The sequence below is a fragment of the Roseivirga thermotolerans genome (assembly GCF_014653175.1).
Classification (GTDB): Bacteria; Bacteroidota; Bacteroidia; order Cytophagales; family Cyclobacteriaceae; genus Roseivirga; species Roseivirga thermotolerans.
Genome location: NZ_BNAG01000002.1, coordinates 210,543 through 228,008, shown reverse-complemented (window position 1 = coordinate 228,008; position 17,466 = coordinate 210,543). Strand labels below are relative to the sequence as shown.

The window sequence follows — 17,466 nt, the reverse complement described above, 5'->3', positions numbered from 1 at the left end:
TTTGTGTCAGTAAAGCGTTATAAAGAAAATTTATCTAAGACTCAAATAATTGAATAATGCCAGATAGTCCAAGAAAGAAGAATATTCTGGGCAAACCAGCCCCCGGAGGTGGTAAAAAACCGAATAATCAAATATGGGTTTTCATCTCACTGATTATTCTATTTTTCGCCATTTCATTCTTTACCAATTCCAATTCAGGAATACCAGTTACCAAAGCCAAGTTTGAAAACATGCTGAAAAGCAATGATGTTGGCAAAATACTTTATATCGAAAATCAGAACATTGTAGAAATCACTCTCAAAGGCGAAGCTCTAGAGAATGCCAAATACAAAACGGAGATTGAGAAGAATAATACCTTTGGGTTCAATACAGGACCTCACTACAAAATTGAAAAGCAGTTCTTTTCTGCTGAAGATTTCCGCGACTATTACGATACGTTTGTAAGAGAAAACAATATTCCCAGCAACCAGAAGGTTTCTATTGAGTTCGACAACCGAACCACCATCTTAGAATTCCTGAGCACCTGGGGTTTCCTGATTCTCATTATCCTTTTCTTCTGGCTCATGATGCGTAGAATGACTGGAAATGCAGGTCCCGGAGGTCAAATTTTCAACATTGGAAAATCTCGTGCGGCACTTTTCGATACGGAAAACAAAGTGAAAATCACTTTTGACAACGTGGCAGGACTCGATGAAGCCAAAGAAGAAGTAAAAGAGATTGTTGACTTTTTAAAGAACCCTTCCAAATTCACAAAGCTAGGTGGTAAAATACCGAAAGGTGCTTTACTGGTAGGCCCTCCGGGTACCGGTAAAACCTTACTTGCCAAAGCCGTTGCAGGAGAGGCAGGCGTACCCTTCTTTTCCCTTTCCGGATCAGATTTTGTCGAAATGTTTGTGGGTGTAGGTGCTGCCCGAGTAAGAGACTTGTTTAAGCAAGCCAAAGAGAAAGCACCTTGTATAGTCTTTATCGATGAGATTGATGCCATTGGTAGATCGAGAGGTAAAGGTCAAATGCCGGGGTCTAATGATGAACGCGAAAATACCCTCAACTCCCTACTGGTGGAGATGGATGGTTTTGCCACAGACTCAGGAGTAATTATTTTGGCCGCTACCAACCGTCCCGATGTACTGGACAATGCCTTACTTAGACCGGGACGATTTGACCGTCAAATAAGCATAGACAAACCCGACATTGTGGGTAGGGAGGCTATCTTTAAAGTACACCTTAAGCCAATCAAGCTCGAAAAAGATGTAGACCCTAAGAAGCTTTCGGCCCAAACTCCCGGCTTTGCCGGTGCAGAAATAGCCAACGTGTGTAATGAGGCCGCCCTTATTGCCGCCAGAAAAGACAAAAAAGCAGTTGATATGTCCGATTTTCAGGACGCTATAGACCGTGTAATTGGAGGGCTTGAGAAAAAGAACAAAATTATTTCTCCTGAAGAGAAAAAGATTGTGGCTTACCACGAAGCAGGACATGCCGTGGCCGGCTGGTTCCTGGAACATGCCGATCCGTTGGTTAAAGTGTCTATCGTACCTAGAGGAGTAGCCGCTTTGGGCTATGCGCAGTATCTGCCCAAAGAGCAGTTCCTTTACCAAACTGAGCAATTGCTCGATGAGATGTGCATGACTCTGGGTGGTAGAGCTGCCGAAGAGATTATTTTCGGCAAAATATCTACCGGTGCCTTAAGCGATCTGGAAAGAGTAACCAAAATGGCCTACAGCATAGTAACGGTTTATGGAATGAACGACAAGATTGGTCATATTTCGTTCTATGACTCCAAGCAAAACGACTACAGTTTCAACAAACCTTATTCAGAAGATACGGCCAAAACCATCGATGAAGAGGTTAAGAAGATTGTTGCTCAGGCCTATGAGCGCACCAAACAGTTGCTATTAGAAAAGAAGAAAGAGCTGGAAATTTTGGCCAAAGAACTTCTTGACAAAGAAATTCTTTTCCAGTCCGATTTGGAAGGCCTTATTGGTAAGCGTCCTTTTGAGAAGGAAACCACTTACCAGGCTTACACCAACAGCAGCAATGGAAAAGCAAAAAAAGAAGCAGAAGCTGCAGAAAAAGAAAGTGTAGAAGAAACGGCTGAAACGAAAGAGCAAACCAGCCTTGACGATAGCCCTCCTAAAGAAGAATCATAATCCATAAAAAAATCAGGCTTACCGCCTGATTTTTTTTGTTTTACCCTTTCCGCTAACTTGCGCCAATTCCTTTTTTAACCCATGGAGCTTAAGCCTAAAGCATCAGAAAAAGTTTACTTCGCATCGGATTTTCATTTGGGCATACCCAACAAAGCAAAGAGTCGGGAGAGAGAACAAAAGATAATTGATTGGCTTAGTCAATGCCAAAAAGATGCCCATGCCATTTTTCTAGTGGGCGACTTATTCGATTTTTGGTTTGAGTATAAGACCACCATCCCCAAGGGCTTTTTGCGTTTCCAGGGCAAATTGGCCGAAATAGCTGATTCCGGTATAGAGCTTCATATTTTTACCGGAAACCATGACCTGTGGATGTTTGGATACTTTGAGGAAGAATTTAATGCCAAGGTATATACCGAACCCATTGACCTATTCATTAACCAAACCAGCTTGTATGTTGGGCATGGTGACGGCCTGGGGCCGGGTGACAAGGGCTATAAGTTTCTAAAAAAAGTATTTACCAATCGTTTCTTTCAATGGGCCTTTCACTGGCTACACCCCAATGTGGGTATTGGCCTGGCCAATTTTTGGTCCGGAAAAAGCAGGGCTCAGGCCAACAACACTGAGCAAAGATTTCTGGGAGAAGAAGAATGGCTTTGGTCTTATGCCAAGTCTTTAGAAAAAGAAAAACACAGAGACTATTATATTTTCGGTCATCGTCATCTGCCGCTAGATCTTGAGGTGGGAAACAACAGCCGATACATTAACCTGGGTGAATGGCTTGGTGCCTTTACTTATGCTGAATATGCTGAAGGTAAAGTAGAACTAAAGACCTATGAGGGCTAGCTTCTTACTTCTTGTGCTTCTTTGCAGTACCCAACTCGCTGCTCAGCAATTGGTATTCAAACACCGATTCGAAATTAATTTTATTCCGGAAGCAGCTTCAATAGATCGCCAGGGTTACTTGTACTTTGCCAGTAAAGACGGTACCATTGAGAAATACGATAGCAACGGCAAAATGCTATACCACTTTTCGCCACAGCGCAAGGCAGCCCCCACTTTGCTCGAAGCCTGGCAGGGTTTAAGAGTTTTTGCTTACTACCAGAACTTTCAGGAGTACCTTTTCTTAAATCGCTTTCTTACCGATTCTGAGCGCTATCCTCTGCAGTCGCTCAGCATAAGTAATTTTAGTGGTCTGGCCACCCTCTCCGGAGATAACAACCTATGGTTGTTCGACAACAATACATTGGCCGTTAAGAAGGTTGACCTAAACAATGGAGAAACCATTCTTGATAACATTTTATCCCTCAGTCTTTCAGTAAAAAACATTCAGCCCACTTTTATGCGCGAATATCAAAACCTGCTTTTTGTTGGTGATAAGAATTCAGGAGTACTCGTTTTTGATAATCTGGGCAATTATATGGACACAATTCCCCTCAAAGGGGGAGCTTACTTTAGTTTTAGAGAAAACTCACTGGTAAGCATAGAAGAAGGGCAGATAGTACTGGTAGATATCTACTCTAAGCAAAAAAGAAAGGTTGGACGTGCCAACCCTTCTTTTAAAACAGTATTTATGGAAAACAATCAGATTATCATTCAGTCTGGTAAAGTTGTTGAATACTATACCATTAATTATTAGTGGGAGAAATTAATTCGCCCATATAAATATCCAAAATCAGCTTTCTCAGATATATGCTGTATTTCGATCTCAACATTTCGAAATCTCCCCTATTCTTAGCATTAAGACTCTGCAGGTATGTGACAAAGTCTATCGTTCCATTTTCATAGCGGGTCTTCGCAAATTCAAACGACTGGTTTAGATTCAATTGACTTTGCTTAGCTGCCCCATAGGTAGTTTTAGCATTTACCAAATCCAGATATGCCCGCTGCAACTGATTGGTTAGGTCATTTTTAGCCTGCTCCAATCCTAGCTCAGAATTAAGCATTTGAATCTTGCTGGTCTGCATCTGAGTTCTATTCCTAAAGTTGTTAAACAATGGAATGTTAAGGTTTAAGGAGGCAGACTTTCTTCTGTTATTATCGAACTGGGTAGAAAGGTCAATTACAGAACCATCGGTTTGGTCTCTCAGGTTGGATGACCAACTGGTTCCGTAGCCTGCCGAAATAGATAGGTTTGGCATCCACAAATATTTGGCCGACTGCATGGCTTTTCTGGAAGCTTCTAAACTCAACTCGGCCGAACGTACGCCCGGAGAAAAGCTCATGGCCTTTTCATGCACCTCATTATAGTTTTGTAGTTCTTGTTCCAGCAAACTATCGTTGAGCGTTATGCCCTCGAAACTATATTCTTCCGAAGGATCCAACAACAAGAGCTGAATAAGCTGCAACTTAGAAGACTCTAGCGTATTCCGGTTATTTACTATAACCAGGTCTTGCTGGGCAATTTGAGATCTGAAGTTATACACTTGCTCCATATTACCCACTCCCGCTCGTTCTCTAATCTCTTCCCTTTCCAGTTGTTCTTGTAACAATTCTCTAAGGGCTTCATTAATTTTGAGGCTTTCTTTGGTGGTTACCACCTGAAGAAAAGCGTTTACCACATTGGCTTGGGTTAGCTGAACAGTACTCTTTACATTTTCTTCTGCAGCCTCATAACTAGCCTTGGCTTGTTGCATACCTAGCAAATTCGAAAATCCATCGAACAGAGTCATACTGGCACCAATGGAACCACCACCACTTAGGGTAGTAGTATTTACCAGATTTCCCGAAGTCTGGTCAAAAGAAAGTCCTTCGAACCAGTTGTGGGAAGCCCCCGCACTCAAAGAAGGTAAAAAGTTGAACTTGCTTTGGGTATATTGCGCCCTGGCAATTTCAGCACTGTTTCTGGCCCTTTTTAAAGCAATATTGTTTTGCAAAGCAATATCGATACACTCTTCTAGTGTAAGCACTTTTTGTGCAAACACCCCCGGCATGGCCATTAGCAGTAATAGGGCTATTGAAAGTATCTTTTTCATAATAATGTTTTCTATCCGTTAGGCAATAAAGATCTGAGGGAAGCCTATGTCCCTGTTATTTCAGGAGGTTGCCTCAAAAGCCAGATAAGCGCCACCCCGAACTTGCCTGCCTGCGGCAAAAGCAGGTTTCAGGGGCTTCATAGTGCTCTTTGTAGAACTTATAGATTCTGAAATTAACCTGCCTGTCAGTAGACAAGTTCAGAATCACTTGTTTTGAAGCTTTTGAGACCGCCTCACATTCAGCATTCTACTGAGTTACTAAACCAGTGAATTCTCTTTAGAATTGATGTTCTCAGATACAATCTGACCATCGAACAGGTTCACCACTCTGTGAGCGTATTCTGCATCGGTAGCAGAGTGCGTTACCATAATTACGGTTGTACCTCCTGCATTCAAATCGCTAAGAAGTGTCATTACTTCCTGGCCGTTGGTAGAATCAAGGTTACCCGTTGGCTCATCCGCAAGAATTAGGTTAGGCTTGGCAACAACCGCTCTGGCTACAGCCACCCTTTGCTGCTGACCACCTGATAACTGTTGTGGAAAGTGGTCTTTTCTATGCATAATTTGCATATGTTCCAATACTTCTTCTACCCTTTGCTTTCTTTCAGAAGATGGATATTTGAGATAGATTAGAGGAAGCTCCACGTTTTCATATACCGTTAGCTCGTCAATAAGGTTGAAGCTCTGAAACACGAAACCAATGTTTCTTTTTCTAAGCTCTGCTCTTTGTCTTTCAGAATATTTTGAGACCTCTTCATCGTAAAAATAGAACTCCCCTTCAGAAGGGTTATCCAATAGACCAATGATGTTTAGTAAAGTAGATTTACCACAACCCGATGGTCCCATGATTGCAACAAACTCACCTTCAGCAATCTGAAGATTTACGTTATTCAACGCGGTCGTTTCGATTTCATCCGTGTAATAGAACTTCTTCAGCCCCTTAGTGGTGATGATACTCTTGTTGTTTCCCATAATTATAAAAGTTAATTAGTTGTTTGAATTAATTTATTTCTTGATGATAAGCTTGTCCTTATCTTCATACCCTTCGTATGATGAAAATATCACTTTTTCTCCAGGTTTTAAACCTTCCAGTACTTCATAGTTCCGTGGAGTTTGGTTTCCAATCTTGATTCTCCTCTTGACGGCTTCGGTTTCATCTTCGTTCAACACAAAGATCCAGTTACCACCTGTAGTTTGAAAGAAGCTACCTCTAGGTATCTGAATAGCTCTTTTTTCCTCACTCAATTGGAGTCGCACAGAAAGCTCCTGGCCTCGTCTGACTCCTTCAGGAATCTCACCAACAAGCTCTACCACAAACTGACCGTTGTTGATTTCAGGAAACTTCTTTCTGATTTCCAGCTTGTAGGTATTTCCGGCAAAATCATAAGTTCCTACCAGCCCCTCATATATTCTGGGCAAATAGTGCTGATCTACTAAAGCCGACACTTTAAAGCCGTCCAAATCATCAATTTGGGCAATAGTAGTTCCCTGTCCTATTTGCTGGCCAATCTCTGCATTTACTGTAGAAAGAAGACCATCTATTGGAGCTGTCACATACAAGTCCTCCAACTGTCGCTGCACCAACTTCAGGGCATCTTCGGAGGTTACCAATCTTTCAATATTCTGATCGCGCTGGGTAATATTATTGATGGAGTCAAACTCCATTTGCTTGAGTGTATTTGTTCTGGTAGCCAACAAACGGTTATACCTTCTTTTGGCGTTTAAGTACTCCTGCTCAGTGGCTACTTTGTTCTTCCAGAGTTGCTCAGTACGCATCAACTGGTCCTTGGCCTCATCGATGTCAAAGTCTAGTGATATAACCTGTGCTTTCGAAGTAAAAAGCTGTTGTTGCAACCTGTTGTTAGTGTTTTCAATCTCATTTCTCAACCGGTTGGTTTGAGTCTGCTCGCTGATGTAATTCATTTCGAGCTGCCGGTTCTCCAACTTAAGAATAGTATCTCCCTTTTTTACTCTTACTCCACCTTCTAAAAACTTTCGTTCAACGTTGCCGCCCACTTTCGCATCGAGATATATAGTGGTTTTGGGTTGAACCGTACCGGGAATAGGTATAAACTCTTGAAAAGGGCCTTCAATAACCTCACCCACACTTATCTTCTCAATTTCTACATTGAGCTTGGCCGAGTTATCATTAAAAATAAAAACGTAAAGTATTAAGTATAGAATAGCGGCACTGCCGAGAATGGTCACTATGCGCTTAGTTGTCCAAGTCTTCTTTTTAATTTTTCTGTCCATTGCTAATTATTCGTGTTTTCTAGTCCGATCACCGATTGACAACAAGGGTGCCACTTTTGTAAAACACTATAAATCAAACGAATAGACTATATCCCACCCCGCCAGGTTGCATGTAAGTGTACAGAATTAAAACAGAAATTGATCGAAAACGAACACAATCGAACACCGGAAGAGCCCATTGGGCATAAAAAAAGGCTCGGTATGGTCAGCACCGAGCCCAAAGGTCAAAAACTCAAAATATCTGAATTAATCTTTAAATTAATTCAAAACAACAGGTGCAATATAAACACTTTCATTTCATCTGCAAAACCAAATTCTTTTAAAAGTAAGGTTTTTTCGTCTGCACCCGAGCCGATATCTGTACGTACCTGTTTTTAGCAAATTTCACCTCAATTTATTGCTATTACACACAAAGCTCAGGAGTTTTCAATGCTCGCATAAGCGATACTTTTTAAGAAAAACACGTTCATAATCGGACTAATTTTGTTGCGATATCGGACATCCTCTAAAACTAATCCCCTATATTTCGCTTCTATGCCAATTGGCATTATTTCAGTTGCAATAACTTTTCAAATACAAGCTTGTGGACAAAGAACTCGGAAAAATACTGATAATAGATGATGACGAGGACGTGCTCATTGCAGCCAAACTCTTACTGAAGAAGCACGCCAAAGAGGTGATTATAGAAAAGAACCCCAAGAAGATTCCTTTCTTAATGAACAATGGGACCTATGATGTCATATTGCTGGACATGAACTTCAGTAAAGACATTACCAGTGGTAAAGAAGGGTTCTATTGGTTGGAACAGATTTTAGAAGCCGACCCCAAAGCAGTGGTTATATTGATTACTGCCTTTGGCGATGTAGAAATGGCCGTGCGGGCTCTCAAAGAAGGGGCCACCGACTTTGTATTGAAGCCCTGGCAAAATGAAAAACTTCTCGCCACACTCTCTTCGGCCATTAAACTAAAGCAGAGCTACAAAGAAGTAGAAAAGCTCAAAAGCGCCAAAAAGCAGCTGGAAGATGATATAAGCAAGCCTTTTAAAGACATTATAGGAGACAGCCCCGCCATGAAGAATGTCTTTAGCATAATAGACAAAGTAGCGGGCACCGATGCCAATGTGCTTATTTTGGGGGAAAACGGTACGGGTAAAGAGCTTGTGGCTCGTGCTCTTCACCAACGTTCCCTGCGCAAAGACAATGTCTTTGTGGGGGTAGACATGGGAGCCATTACGGAAACACTGTTTGAATCGGAGCTATTTGGCCATAAGAAAGGCGCCTTTACCGATGCCAAGGAAGACCGAGCTGGTAGATTTGAGGTAGCATCAGGGGGCTCGTTGTTTTTAGATGAGATTGGCAACCTGAGTATGCCTCTTCAGTCTAAATTGCTTACCGTACTACAAAGCAGGCAGGTGACCCGAATTGGAACCAATAAACCCATAGATATTGACATACGCCTTATTTGCGCCACCAACATGCCGGTGTACGATATGGTTGCCGAAAATACCTTTCGGCAGGATTTGCTTTACCGTATCAATACTGTAGAAATTCACCTTCCTCCTTTGCGCGAGCGACAAGACGACATTAATCTTTTGGCCGACCATTTTGTGAAGGTCTACTGTGAAAAGTATAGAAAGCCCCCCAAAAAAATCGCTCCGTCTACTTATAAGAAACTATCGAAATACTCCTGGCCCGGCAATATCAGGGAGTTGCAACATGCCATTGAACGCGCAATTATTATGAGCGAAGGCAATGTATTAATGCCAGACGACTTCTTCTTTCTGGTTCAAAAAGCCGACTCCCAAACAGAAAGTGTGGATAATCTGAATCTGGATGAGGTGGAAAAGAATGTGATTCTCAAAGCCATTAACAAGCATTCTGGTAATATTTCTAAGGCAGCCAAAGAGTTGGGGCTTACACGTGCCTCATTGTATCGAAGATTAGAAAAGCATGGGCTTTAAAAACTTAAGAATGGCCATAATTATTAGAGTCACCTTATTGGTTGGCTCTATTTTTCTTTTGGCCTACGCCTACATAGAAACCGCCAATAATGTAAATGCTTTCTTCATTGCACTATTGGTGGCCCTTCAGGTCTATTTTCTAATAAGAACCCTGGACAAAACCAACCGAGAGATTGCAGGTTTCTTAAGCTCTATTAAGTATGATGATTTTACCACCACCTACCCCACTTCAGGAAGAGGTAAATCCATGAATGAGCTGTACAATGAATTCAACACCGTAATTAGAAAGTTTAGAGAAATACGGGCCGAAAAAGAGGCCAATTACCACTATTTCAGGACCATTGTGCAACACGTAGCCATTGGCTTGGTTACTTTCAACAAGCTGGGAGAAGTTCAGATCATTAACAGTGCGGCAAAGAAACTCATTGGCATAGATAGCATCAACAGTATTTTTGAGCTGAGCAAAGTAAGCCCTAAGCTCGTAGAGTCGCTTGTAAAACTAAAAACCGGAGGAAGTGCCCTGATTGAACTTACCCGTGAAGGCACCCGAACCCAACTCTCTATTTATGTGATTGAGCTGGTATTAAGAGGCGAAGAGTTTAAGCTGGTGTCTATTCAAAACATACAATCGGAATTGGAAGAAAAAGAAATGGATGCCTGGCAAAATCTGATTCGTGTGCTCACACATGAAATCATGAATTCGGTCACTCCATTATCATCTCTTGCCAATACGGTAGAAGTAAATCTGGTAGACAATATTGAAGATGATGTTCCGATTGAAAAGGAAGAGCTCGAAGATATTTATCTGGCTGTGCAAACCATTAAAAGAAGAAGCGAAGGGCTCATACGCTTTGTTTCTGACTTTAGAAACCTCACACGTATTCCTGAACCGAAGATCCAGGAGATAGAAATAAGAAAACTTGTTGACCACATTAAGCTTTTACTTTCTCATGAAATGGAAGTAAAGGGTATTGACTTTGTTGTAAATATTGTACCCAAAGACTTAAAACTGCATGTAGACAAAGAACTGCTCGATCAGGTTTTAATTAACCTCATTCAGAACGCCATGCACGCCCTGGAAGAAAATGAAGAAGATAAAACCATAATTATCAATGCGTTTGTGAATGAATATGGTCGACCAACCATTAAGATTAGAGACAATGGTTCCGGAATAGACGAAGAAGCTTTAGGTAAAATCTTCATTCCTTTTTTTACCACCAAAAAGCAAGGATCCGGTATAGGTCTTTCATTATCCAAACAAATTATGCGCAAACACGGAGGCGCCATAATGGTCCGTTCGGTGATCAATGAAGGCACAGAATTTACCCTTAGGTTTTAGATTTATATTGAAATGGTTTAACTTCCGCCAACCAATTTTACCACCAACCGAATGAGCAAAACGCTAGAAAAGGTAACCCAAATACTTGTTGAGAAAATAGGCATTGCCCCTACAGAAGCCACATTGGATGCTAACTTTATTAAAGACCTGGGGATAGACTCTCTCGACTATGCCGAAATTGTTATGGAGTTTGAACAGTCTTTCAACATCAGAATTCCTGATAGTGATGCCGAAAAACTTCAAACCGTTGGACAAGCCGTGAAATATATAGACGAACAACTCAAGGCTTAGCCTATATTAAGGCAATTTTAACCCTCCTTGTATCTACCTTCTTTTTTATAGCATTCAGATAATTCACTGGTCATAAAGGGGTCACATAAAGATGTGATATTGTTTTAACCCTAACCCCCAAACCTCAGACAGTGAAAAATGAATGTAAAACCATCATTGTTTCTGATGTTCACCTAGGCACAAAGGGCTCTAAAGCCAAAGAGCTCGTAAGGTTTCTAAAGCAATACAGGTGCGAGAACCTGATTCTAAACGGTGACATCATAGACGGCTGGCAACTCAAAAAGTCAGGCAAATGGAAACGTAAGCACACCCGCTTCTTCACCAAAATATTAAAAATGATAGAAGAAGATGGCACCAAAGTAACCTACCTGAGAGGCAATCACGATGACTTTCTCGATCAGATTCTACCCTTTGCTGTCGGCAATTTAAAAATCGCCAGAGACCTTGTTTACACCAGCCATGGTAAAAAGTACTACATCACCCATGGCGATGTTTTCGACTCAATTACTACCCAATTCAAATGGATTGCCAAGTTGGGCGATATAGGGTATACTTTTCTACTGTGGCTTAACAGACAATACAACTACAGACGACTGAAAAAGGGGCTTCCTTATTTTTCGCTCTCGCAAAAAGTAAAAGGTAAGGTAAAGCAGGCTGTAAAATATATTGATGATTTTGAAACACAACTCGCCAGTATGGCCCTATACAAAGGGTGTGAAGGCATAATATGCGGACATATTCATCAGCCCGCTATTAAACACATTAATGGCATACATTACTTGAATTCCGGAGACTGGGTTGAATCAATGACAGCTTTGGTAGAAGACAAGAAGGGTGAGTGGAGCCTTGTGTATTACAGCGAAAGCAACCAAAAGGAAAAAGATGAAAGTGATGAAAAAACCATTCCTCTTCATGCTTACACCGGCAATGGGACAAAAGAAGTAGCAGCAACAGCAAGTCAGGCATAATCACATGAAAGTTCTTTTTATTGTTCAGGGCGAAGGAAGAGGACACATGACACAGGCCTTAGCTTTAGAAAAAATATTGAGTAATGCCAACCACCTGGTAACCGCCATTGCAGTTGGCACCAGCAACCGAAGAAGCATCCCCAAATTTGTAGCGCAAAACACCAATGCTAACCTAAAGACATTTAAAAGTCCCAATTTCTACTTCGACAAAAACAGTAAATCTGTAAACCTTTGGAAAACAGTCACTTTTAATCTGCTCAGTACCCCCCTTTTTCTGAGAGAGCTCATTCGCCTGCACAAGTTTAGGAAAGAGTTTAAACCCGATCTTATAGTAAACTTCTACGACATACTGGGAGGATTATATTTCGGACTTTTCAGACCCTCTACTCAAAGAGTGTGTATCGCGCATCAATACCTCGCACTACACAATAGCTTTCCCTTTGCAGAGGGTTTCAAAACCCAGAAATGGGCCTTCCGGCTCAACAACCAACTCACTGCCATAGGCAGCCATAAAATAATAGCCCTTTCATTTAGACCCCTGAAAAGCGACTCACCCAAGCTCATTATAGCCCCACCGCTTTTAAGAAAGGAAGTTTTTTCGCTCACTCCGACAAACGGAGACTACATTCTGGCCTATGTGGTAAACAAAGGCTACGCTCAGGAAATCATAGAGTGGCATAAGGAAAACAAGAAAATCAAAATCCATTGCTTTTGGGATAACAAACAACTGCCCGATGAGTGGAAACCCCATAAAAACCTCACCTTTCACTACATCAACGATCAAAAATTTTTACACCTAATGGCTGGTTGCGCGGGTTATGCCTCAACTGCCGGCTTTGAGTCCATTTGTGAAGCCATGTACTTAAACAAGCCTGTATTAATGGTTCCGGTAAAAGGGCAATATGAGCAGGCCTGTAATGCACAAGATGCCAAACTGGCCGAAGCCGGCCTGAGCAGCACCACCTTTAACATAGGTCTCTTGTTAAAGCACATTACCAAAGGCCACTCACCCGGCCCTACATTCTCCAACTGGTTGAACGGCCACGAGGAAAAGTTTTTGCGCGCACTAGAAACCACAAAAACTGAAACCAAAAGGCTGCCAACCTGGGAGAGCTACAAAGGTGTTCCCCGATGGAGCAACGAGTAATCAATGCCCCTAAAAGTAACCTGTGTTACATTGGTTATACTTCTATGGAACTGTTTGTTGGCTGCAAGACTTAAATGTTTGTAATTTGAGAAGTATGAAAACAAAACAATTAAGTCTGGCTGATTTTGAAACCAAGGTATTCAACTACAAGAAAGAAAAAGAATGGAAGTTTGAAGGTGAAAAACCGGCCATTATAGACTTTTATGCCGATTGGTGCGGACCATGCCAGATGGTAGCTCCAATCTTCGAAGAGTTGGCAGCAGAGTTTCCGGAAATAGACATTTACAAGGTAGATACCGAAGTAGAACAAGAGCTAAGTGCCATGTTTGGAATCAGAAGTATTCCCAGTATTCTTTTCATTCCGAAAGACGGTAGACAGCCTATGATGCAGTCTGGCGCTCTTCCCAAAGAAGTACTCAAGGATGTGATCAAAAAAGAATTGTTAGGCGAGAACGAAACTAACTAGATAGTGGTAAAACATTACAAGTATATTTAGGAATGAAACACACTTCATTCCTTTTTTTGTGCGCGTTCGGATAAGGCTTCTGAAAGAATTATAGAAGAGAAAAAAGAACCAAACCAAATCACTTTAACATTCGACCCAACTCCTGTCTAAATTGTAGAATTGACAACGCTGGTTATCGTAAAAAAATGGAAGAGCTCAACATTCCAGCCCTTCCGCATTATATGATCTACCACAATGGTCGGCTAGTTAACAAAGATGCACCACGGCCAAGCGAAAGAGAAAAACTAATTGCAGAGTTTAACCGATATTTGGGCAAACAATAAACTTTCTGGCAAAAGCACTTGTTCTTTCTGCCGTAAACCAATTGCCTATGCTTACCTGGTCAGATGTCATTAAATTCACCAACAACGGAAATCCCAAACCCGATAGAAGGGTAGAAAAAACCGAAGCTGAATGGAAAGAAATACTTACTCCGGAACAATTCCAGATAGCCCGTTTAAAAGGAACCGAACGGGCGGGTACAGGTGAGTTCTGCGAAAGACATGAACCGGGGCTCTATGGCTGTGTTTGCTGTGGCACTCCCCTCTTCGATTCCAGGGTGAAGTTCGAATCAGGAAGCGGCTGGCCAAGCTTTACCCAGCCTGTAAAAGAAAATGCCATTAAGTATGAAAAAGACACCAGCTATGGCATGGTGAGGGTAGAAATTATGTGCAACACCTGCGATGCCCACCAGGGACATGTTTTCCCCGATGGTCCGGAACCCAGTGGTCTTAGATACTGCGTAAACTCTGCCTCCATGCAGTTACTTTCTACCGAACTTACAGAAGCAACTGCCATTGTTGGAGGTGGCTGTTTTTGGTGTACAGAGGCCGTTTTTCAGCGAATAAAAGGGGTTCATAAAGTAGAATCCGGTTACGCAGGCGGCTCTGTTAAAAAACCCACCTACCGGGAAGTAACAAGCGGACGAACAGGTCATGCAGAAGTAATCAGAATTACTTATAACCCAAATGAACTGAGCTACTCAGACCTGCTAAGAATCTTTTTCTCCACTCACGACCCCACCACACTTAACAGGCAAGGGTACGACACAGGCACGCAGTATCGTTCCATAATTATAACCTCCGGTGAAGAAGAACAAAAAATTGCTGAAGAAGTAAAAACTGAAATGGGTGACTACTTCGAAGACCCCATAGTTACTGAAATAACCGGCCCTGCGGCATTCTACCCGGCAGAAGACTATCATCAGAATTACTTTAATGACAACCCCAACCAACCCTACTGCATGGCAGTAATTAACCCTAAAGTGCAGAAGTTGAGGGCCATGTTTAAAGACAGACTCAAAGAAAGCGAGGCCTGAGCCCTACTTTTTCTTCTCGTTGGTGCACCGTTATTGATTAGATTCGGTAAGGCAAGCCTTTTACCACTTGCCTACTTCTGCTATATTTGATAGTTCGGTCGTACCAGAGCATGATAGAAAAGAAAAGAAGAAGCAACTCTTGTAACAACTGCGGCTCCAGCCTGCACGAAGACTATAATTTTTGCCCGGTATGCGGTCAGGCTAACACAGACAATAACGTTACATTTTACACGCTCATTAAAGAGTTTGTCGATAATTACCTGGGGCTTGACTCCAAGCTTGCCCACAGCCTCGTTCCTTTTCTTTTTAAGCCCGGAGCATTGACCAATCGTTTTCACGAAGGCAAAATTAAGCACTTCATTCATCCGGTAAGGCTGTATTTGGTCATGAGCCTTTTTTACTTCTTTACCATAAGCTACCTGCTCTCAGACTTTAACCTTAAAGACCTTAGCGATGACTCCGAGATAACTACCGCCAGCCTCGATGCTTTAAGGGACAACGACCGCTTAAAGGTTCTCTCCGACAGTGTGAAAATGGCCTTGATAGAAGACTCACTGACTCAGAAATACAGTGGAATAGTCTCCTTTAGTCAATTGTTAGACTCGCTAGAGGCCGACTTTTCCGAAGACTTTATAGAAGACACAAAAGTGTCACTTTCTACCGTTGAGTTACCCACGTCTGAAGACGAAGAATGGGTAGATAAAATGCACCGCTTTGCCAGAGACAGACGAATGCCCGATTCTGTATTTTGGGATTCTCTACAAGGCAATGGAGGCAATATTGAAGGTAATTTTCTTAGCCCCAATCAAAAAGTGCATGTGTATGCCCAAACCCGAAAAATCTTTGAAAACGATGAAGGCTTTAAAGGTTTTGTGCTTGGCAACCTACCGCTGATGATGTTCATTCTTATTCCGCTTTTTGCCGGAGTGCTAAAGTTTGTCTATGTACGGAGAAAGCACCTGTACATTAAGCACATTGTTCATGCCCTGCACATTCACTCATTTGCCTATCTGCTCTATGGTTTGGGCTTATTAATTATGTATAAGATAGTTACTAAAAATACCTTTCCGGCATGGGATATTGACGCAGCCCGAGCCATTATAGGGGTTGTATTTTTTATACTCACCAGTACTTATGCCTACATTTCATTTCTGAAAGTATATAAGCAGGGATGGTTTAAAACCCTTATTAAATTCAATATTGTAGGCTTTGTTTACGCCTTCTTCTTGCAAATATTCTTCTACCTGGAAATATTCATCAGTTTCTGGTACTACTGATGAATTACCCGCAGCGACTCGTTGCTGGCTTCTACAATTCTGTCTACAAGATTAGGTGTAATAGATTTGGATATGAACCAAGACTCAAACTGCGATGGTGGCAAATAAACCCCTCTCTTCAGCATTTCTCTGAAGTATTGGCCAAAGAGGTTCAAGTCAGACTTCTTGGCGTCTTCAAAATTCGATACCTTTTCGGAAGTAAAGAAAACACTAATCATAGAACCTATTCTATTGATGGTATATGGCAGCCCAAGATTATCGAGTCCTTCCTGCAAGCCATTCTCCAACTTGGCCGTAATAAGGGCCAGATCGCTATATAAGGTTTGGTCTTCTTTAATCTGACTTAACATAGCCAATCCCGCGGCCATTGCTACAGGATTACCACTCAGAGTCCCCGCCTGATACACCGGACCTACAGGAGAAACAAAATCCATTATTTCGCGCTTGCCACCGTATGCTCCTACCGGCATACCCCCGCCAATTATTTTACCAAGGGTGGTAATATCAGGTTGCACATCGAATACGCCTTGCGCTCCAGAAGGTGAAAGACGGAAACCCGTCATTACCTCATCGAAAATGAGCACTATTCCTTCCGCATTACATATTTCACGCAAACCTTCCAAAAAACCCTCCGCAGGTAGTACACAGCCCATATTGCCGGCTACAGGTTCTACAATAATAGCCGCTACATTTTCTTTATTGGCCCGAACAGCCTCATGTACTTTGTTAACATCGTTGAAGGGTACAGTAACCGTATCTTGGGCAGTACCTTTCGTAACACCGGGACTATTGGGTTCCCCCAGCGTAATGGCTCCGCTACCGGCCGCAATTAAGAACGAATCGCCATGCCCGTGATAGCAGCCCTCAAATTTGATCACTTTCGATCGTCCGGTGTAACCTCTGGCCAATCGGATGGCCGACATGGTGGCCTCTGTCCCTGAGTTCACCATTCTAACCTTTTCAATAGAGGGCACCATCTCACAAATAGTTTTGGCCATTTCTATCTCAATGGCCGTTGGTGCTCCAAACGAAAGGGATCCTGAAATGGCTTTCTGTACAGCCTCTTCTATTTTGCTATTGGCATGGCCAAGAATCATTGGGCCCCAGGAATTAATCAACTCAATGTATTCATTGCCATCCTCATCGAAAATAAAGGCTCCTTTAGCCTTCTTTATAAAAATGGGATTGCCTCCTACGGCTTTGAATGCCCTTACAGGAGAATTAACACCTCCTGGTATATATTTCTGAGCCTCTTCAAAGAGGTTGTTGCTTTTTGTAATCTGATGCAT

16 protein-coding genes are annotated in these 17,466 nt (G+C 42.1%); 12 read left to right on the top strand and 4 right to left on the bottom strand.

Translation table 11 applies throughout. The annotated features are described in order from the left end of the window. Nucleotides 1-56: 56 nt before the first annotated feature. The 3 genes from ftsH to IE164_RS06925 all read left to right on the top strand — a co-directional run bounded on the left by ftsH (nucleotide 57) and on the right by IE164_RS06925 (nucleotide 3,783). Nucleotides 57-2,147 carry an ATP-dependent zinc metalloprotease FtsH gene (gene ftsH, locus IE164_RS06935; protein WP_189629494.1) on the top strand — a complete coding sequence of 697 codons (2,091 nt, stop codon included), beginning with the start codon at nucleotides 57-59 and terminating at the stop codon, nucleotides 2,145-2,147. Nucleotides 2,148-2,228: 81 nt separating this feature from the next. Next, complete coding sequence (locus IE164_RS06930) at nucleotides 2,229-2,990, top strand: UDP-2,3-diacylglucosamine diphosphatase (protein WP_189629493.1); 762 nt, start codon at nucleotides 2,229-2,231, stop codon at nucleotides 2,988-2,990. Then, nucleotides 2,980-3,783, top strand: coding sequence for a hypothetical protein (locus IE164_RS06925; protein ID WP_189629492.1), 804 nt, complete (start codon nucleotides 2,980-2,982; stop codon nucleotides 3,781-3,783). The genes IE164_RS06930 and IE164_RS06925 overlap by 11 nt, the downstream gene beginning before the upstream one ends. Here the strand turns inward: IE164_RS06925 and IE164_RS06920 are convergent. The 3 genes from IE164_RS06920 to IE164_RS06910 all read right to left on the bottom strand — a co-directional run bounded on the left by IE164_RS06920 (nucleotide 3,773) and on the right by IE164_RS06910 (nucleotide 7,372). Next, complete coding sequence (locus IE164_RS06920; protein WP_189629491.1) at nucleotides 3,773-5,119, bottom strand: TolC family protein; 1,347 nt, start codon at nucleotides 5,117-5,119, stop codon at nucleotides 3,773-3,775. The genes IE164_RS06925 and IE164_RS06920 overlap by 11 nt on opposite strands. A 258-nt stretch (nucleotides 5,120-5,377) precedes the next feature. Continuing rightward, on the bottom strand, nucleotides 5,378-6,073 hold the full coding sequence (locus tag IE164_RS06915) for an ABC transporter ATP-binding protein (RefSeq protein ID WP_229838613.1): 696 nt from the start codon (nucleotides 6,071-6,073) through the stop codon (nucleotides 5,378-5,380). A gap of 51 nt (nucleotides 6,074-6,124) precedes the next feature. Beyond that, nucleotides 6,125-7,372, bottom strand: a complete 1,248-nt coding sequence (locus IE164_RS06910) for an efflux RND transporter periplasmic adaptor subunit (protein ID WP_189629489.1) — start codon at nucleotides 7,370-7,372, stop codon at nucleotides 6,125-6,127. A 583-nt stretch (nucleotides 7,373-7,955) separates the two neighbouring features. Between IE164_RS06910 and IE164_RS06905 the strand changes: the two genes are divergently transcribed. The 9 genes from IE164_RS06905 (at nucleotide 7,956) to IE164_RS06865 (ending at nucleotide 16,177) form a co-directional block, all read left to right on the top strand. Beyond that, nucleotides 7,956-9,332, top strand: a complete 1,377-nt coding sequence (locus IE164_RS06905; RefSeq protein WP_189629488.1) for a sigma-54-dependent transcriptional regulator — start codon at nucleotides 7,956-7,958, stop codon at nucleotides 9,330-9,332. 10 nt (nucleotides 9,333-9,342) lie between these two features. Beyond that, complete coding sequence (locus IE164_RS06900) at nucleotides 9,343-10,671, top strand: sensor histidine kinase (RefSeq protein ID WP_229838565.1); 1,329 nt, start codon at nucleotides 9,343-9,345, stop codon at nucleotides 10,669-10,671. A 51-nt stretch (nucleotides 10,672-10,722) separates the two neighbouring features. After that, entirely contained in the window at nucleotides 10,723-10,962 is a 240-nt protein-coding gene (locus tag IE164_RS06895) for an acyl carrier protein (RefSeq protein WP_189629486.1), read from the top strand. 131 nt (nucleotides 10,963-11,093) lie between these two features. Then, nucleotides 11,094-11,930 carry a UDP-2,3-diacylglucosamine diphosphatase gene (locus IE164_RS06890; RefSeq protein ID WP_189629485.1) on the top strand — a complete coding sequence of 279 codons (837 nt, stop codon included), beginning with the start codon at nucleotides 11,094-11,096 and terminating at the stop codon, nucleotides 11,928-11,930. A 4-nt stretch (nucleotides 11,931-11,934) separates the two neighbouring features. Further along, nucleotides 11,935-13,077, top strand: a complete 1,143-nt coding sequence (locus IE164_RS06885; protein ID WP_189629484.1) for a glycosyltransferase family protein — start codon at nucleotides 11,935-11,937, stop codon at nucleotides 13,075-13,077. A 94-nt stretch (nucleotides 13,078-13,171) separates the two neighbouring features. Further along, the gene (gene trxA / locus IE164_RS06880) at nucleotides 13,172-13,543 is read left to right on the top strand and encodes a thioredoxin (RefSeq protein WP_189629483.1); all 372 of its coding nucleotides are present in this window, start codon (nucleotides 13,172-13,174) and stop codon (nucleotides 13,541-13,543) included. Between the two features lie 185 nt (nucleotides 13,544-13,728). Continuing rightward, the gene (locus IE164_RS06875; RefSeq protein WP_189629482.1) at nucleotides 13,729-13,866 is read left to right on the top strand and encodes a hypothetical protein; all 138 of its coding nucleotides are present in this window, start codon (nucleotides 13,729-13,731) and stop codon (nucleotides 13,864-13,866) included. A gap of 47 nt (nucleotides 13,867-13,913) precedes the next feature. Then, a complete protein-coding gene (locus IE164_RS06870) occupies nucleotides 13,914-14,900 on the top strand; it encodes a bifunctional methionine sulfoxide reductase B/A protein (RefSeq protein ID WP_189629481.1) in 987 nt (328 codons plus the stop codon). Nucleotides 14,901-15,010: 110 nt separating this feature from the next. Further along, the gene (locus IE164_RS06865; protein WP_189629480.1) at nucleotides 15,011-16,177 is read left to right on the top strand and encodes a DUF3667 domain-containing protein; all 1,167 of its coding nucleotides are present in this window, start codon (nucleotides 15,011-15,013) and stop codon (nucleotides 16,175-16,177) included. On the opposite strand, the gene hemL is transcribed toward IE164_RS06865, so the two are convergent. Beyond that, the gene (gene hemL / locus IE164_RS06860) at nucleotides 16,171-17,466 is read right to left on the bottom strand and encodes a glutamate-1-semialdehyde 2,1-aminomutase (protein ID WP_189629479.1); all 1,296 of its coding nucleotides are present in this window, start codon (nucleotides 17,464-17,466) and stop codon (nucleotides 16,171-16,173) included. The genes IE164_RS06865 and hemL overlap by 7 nt on opposite strands.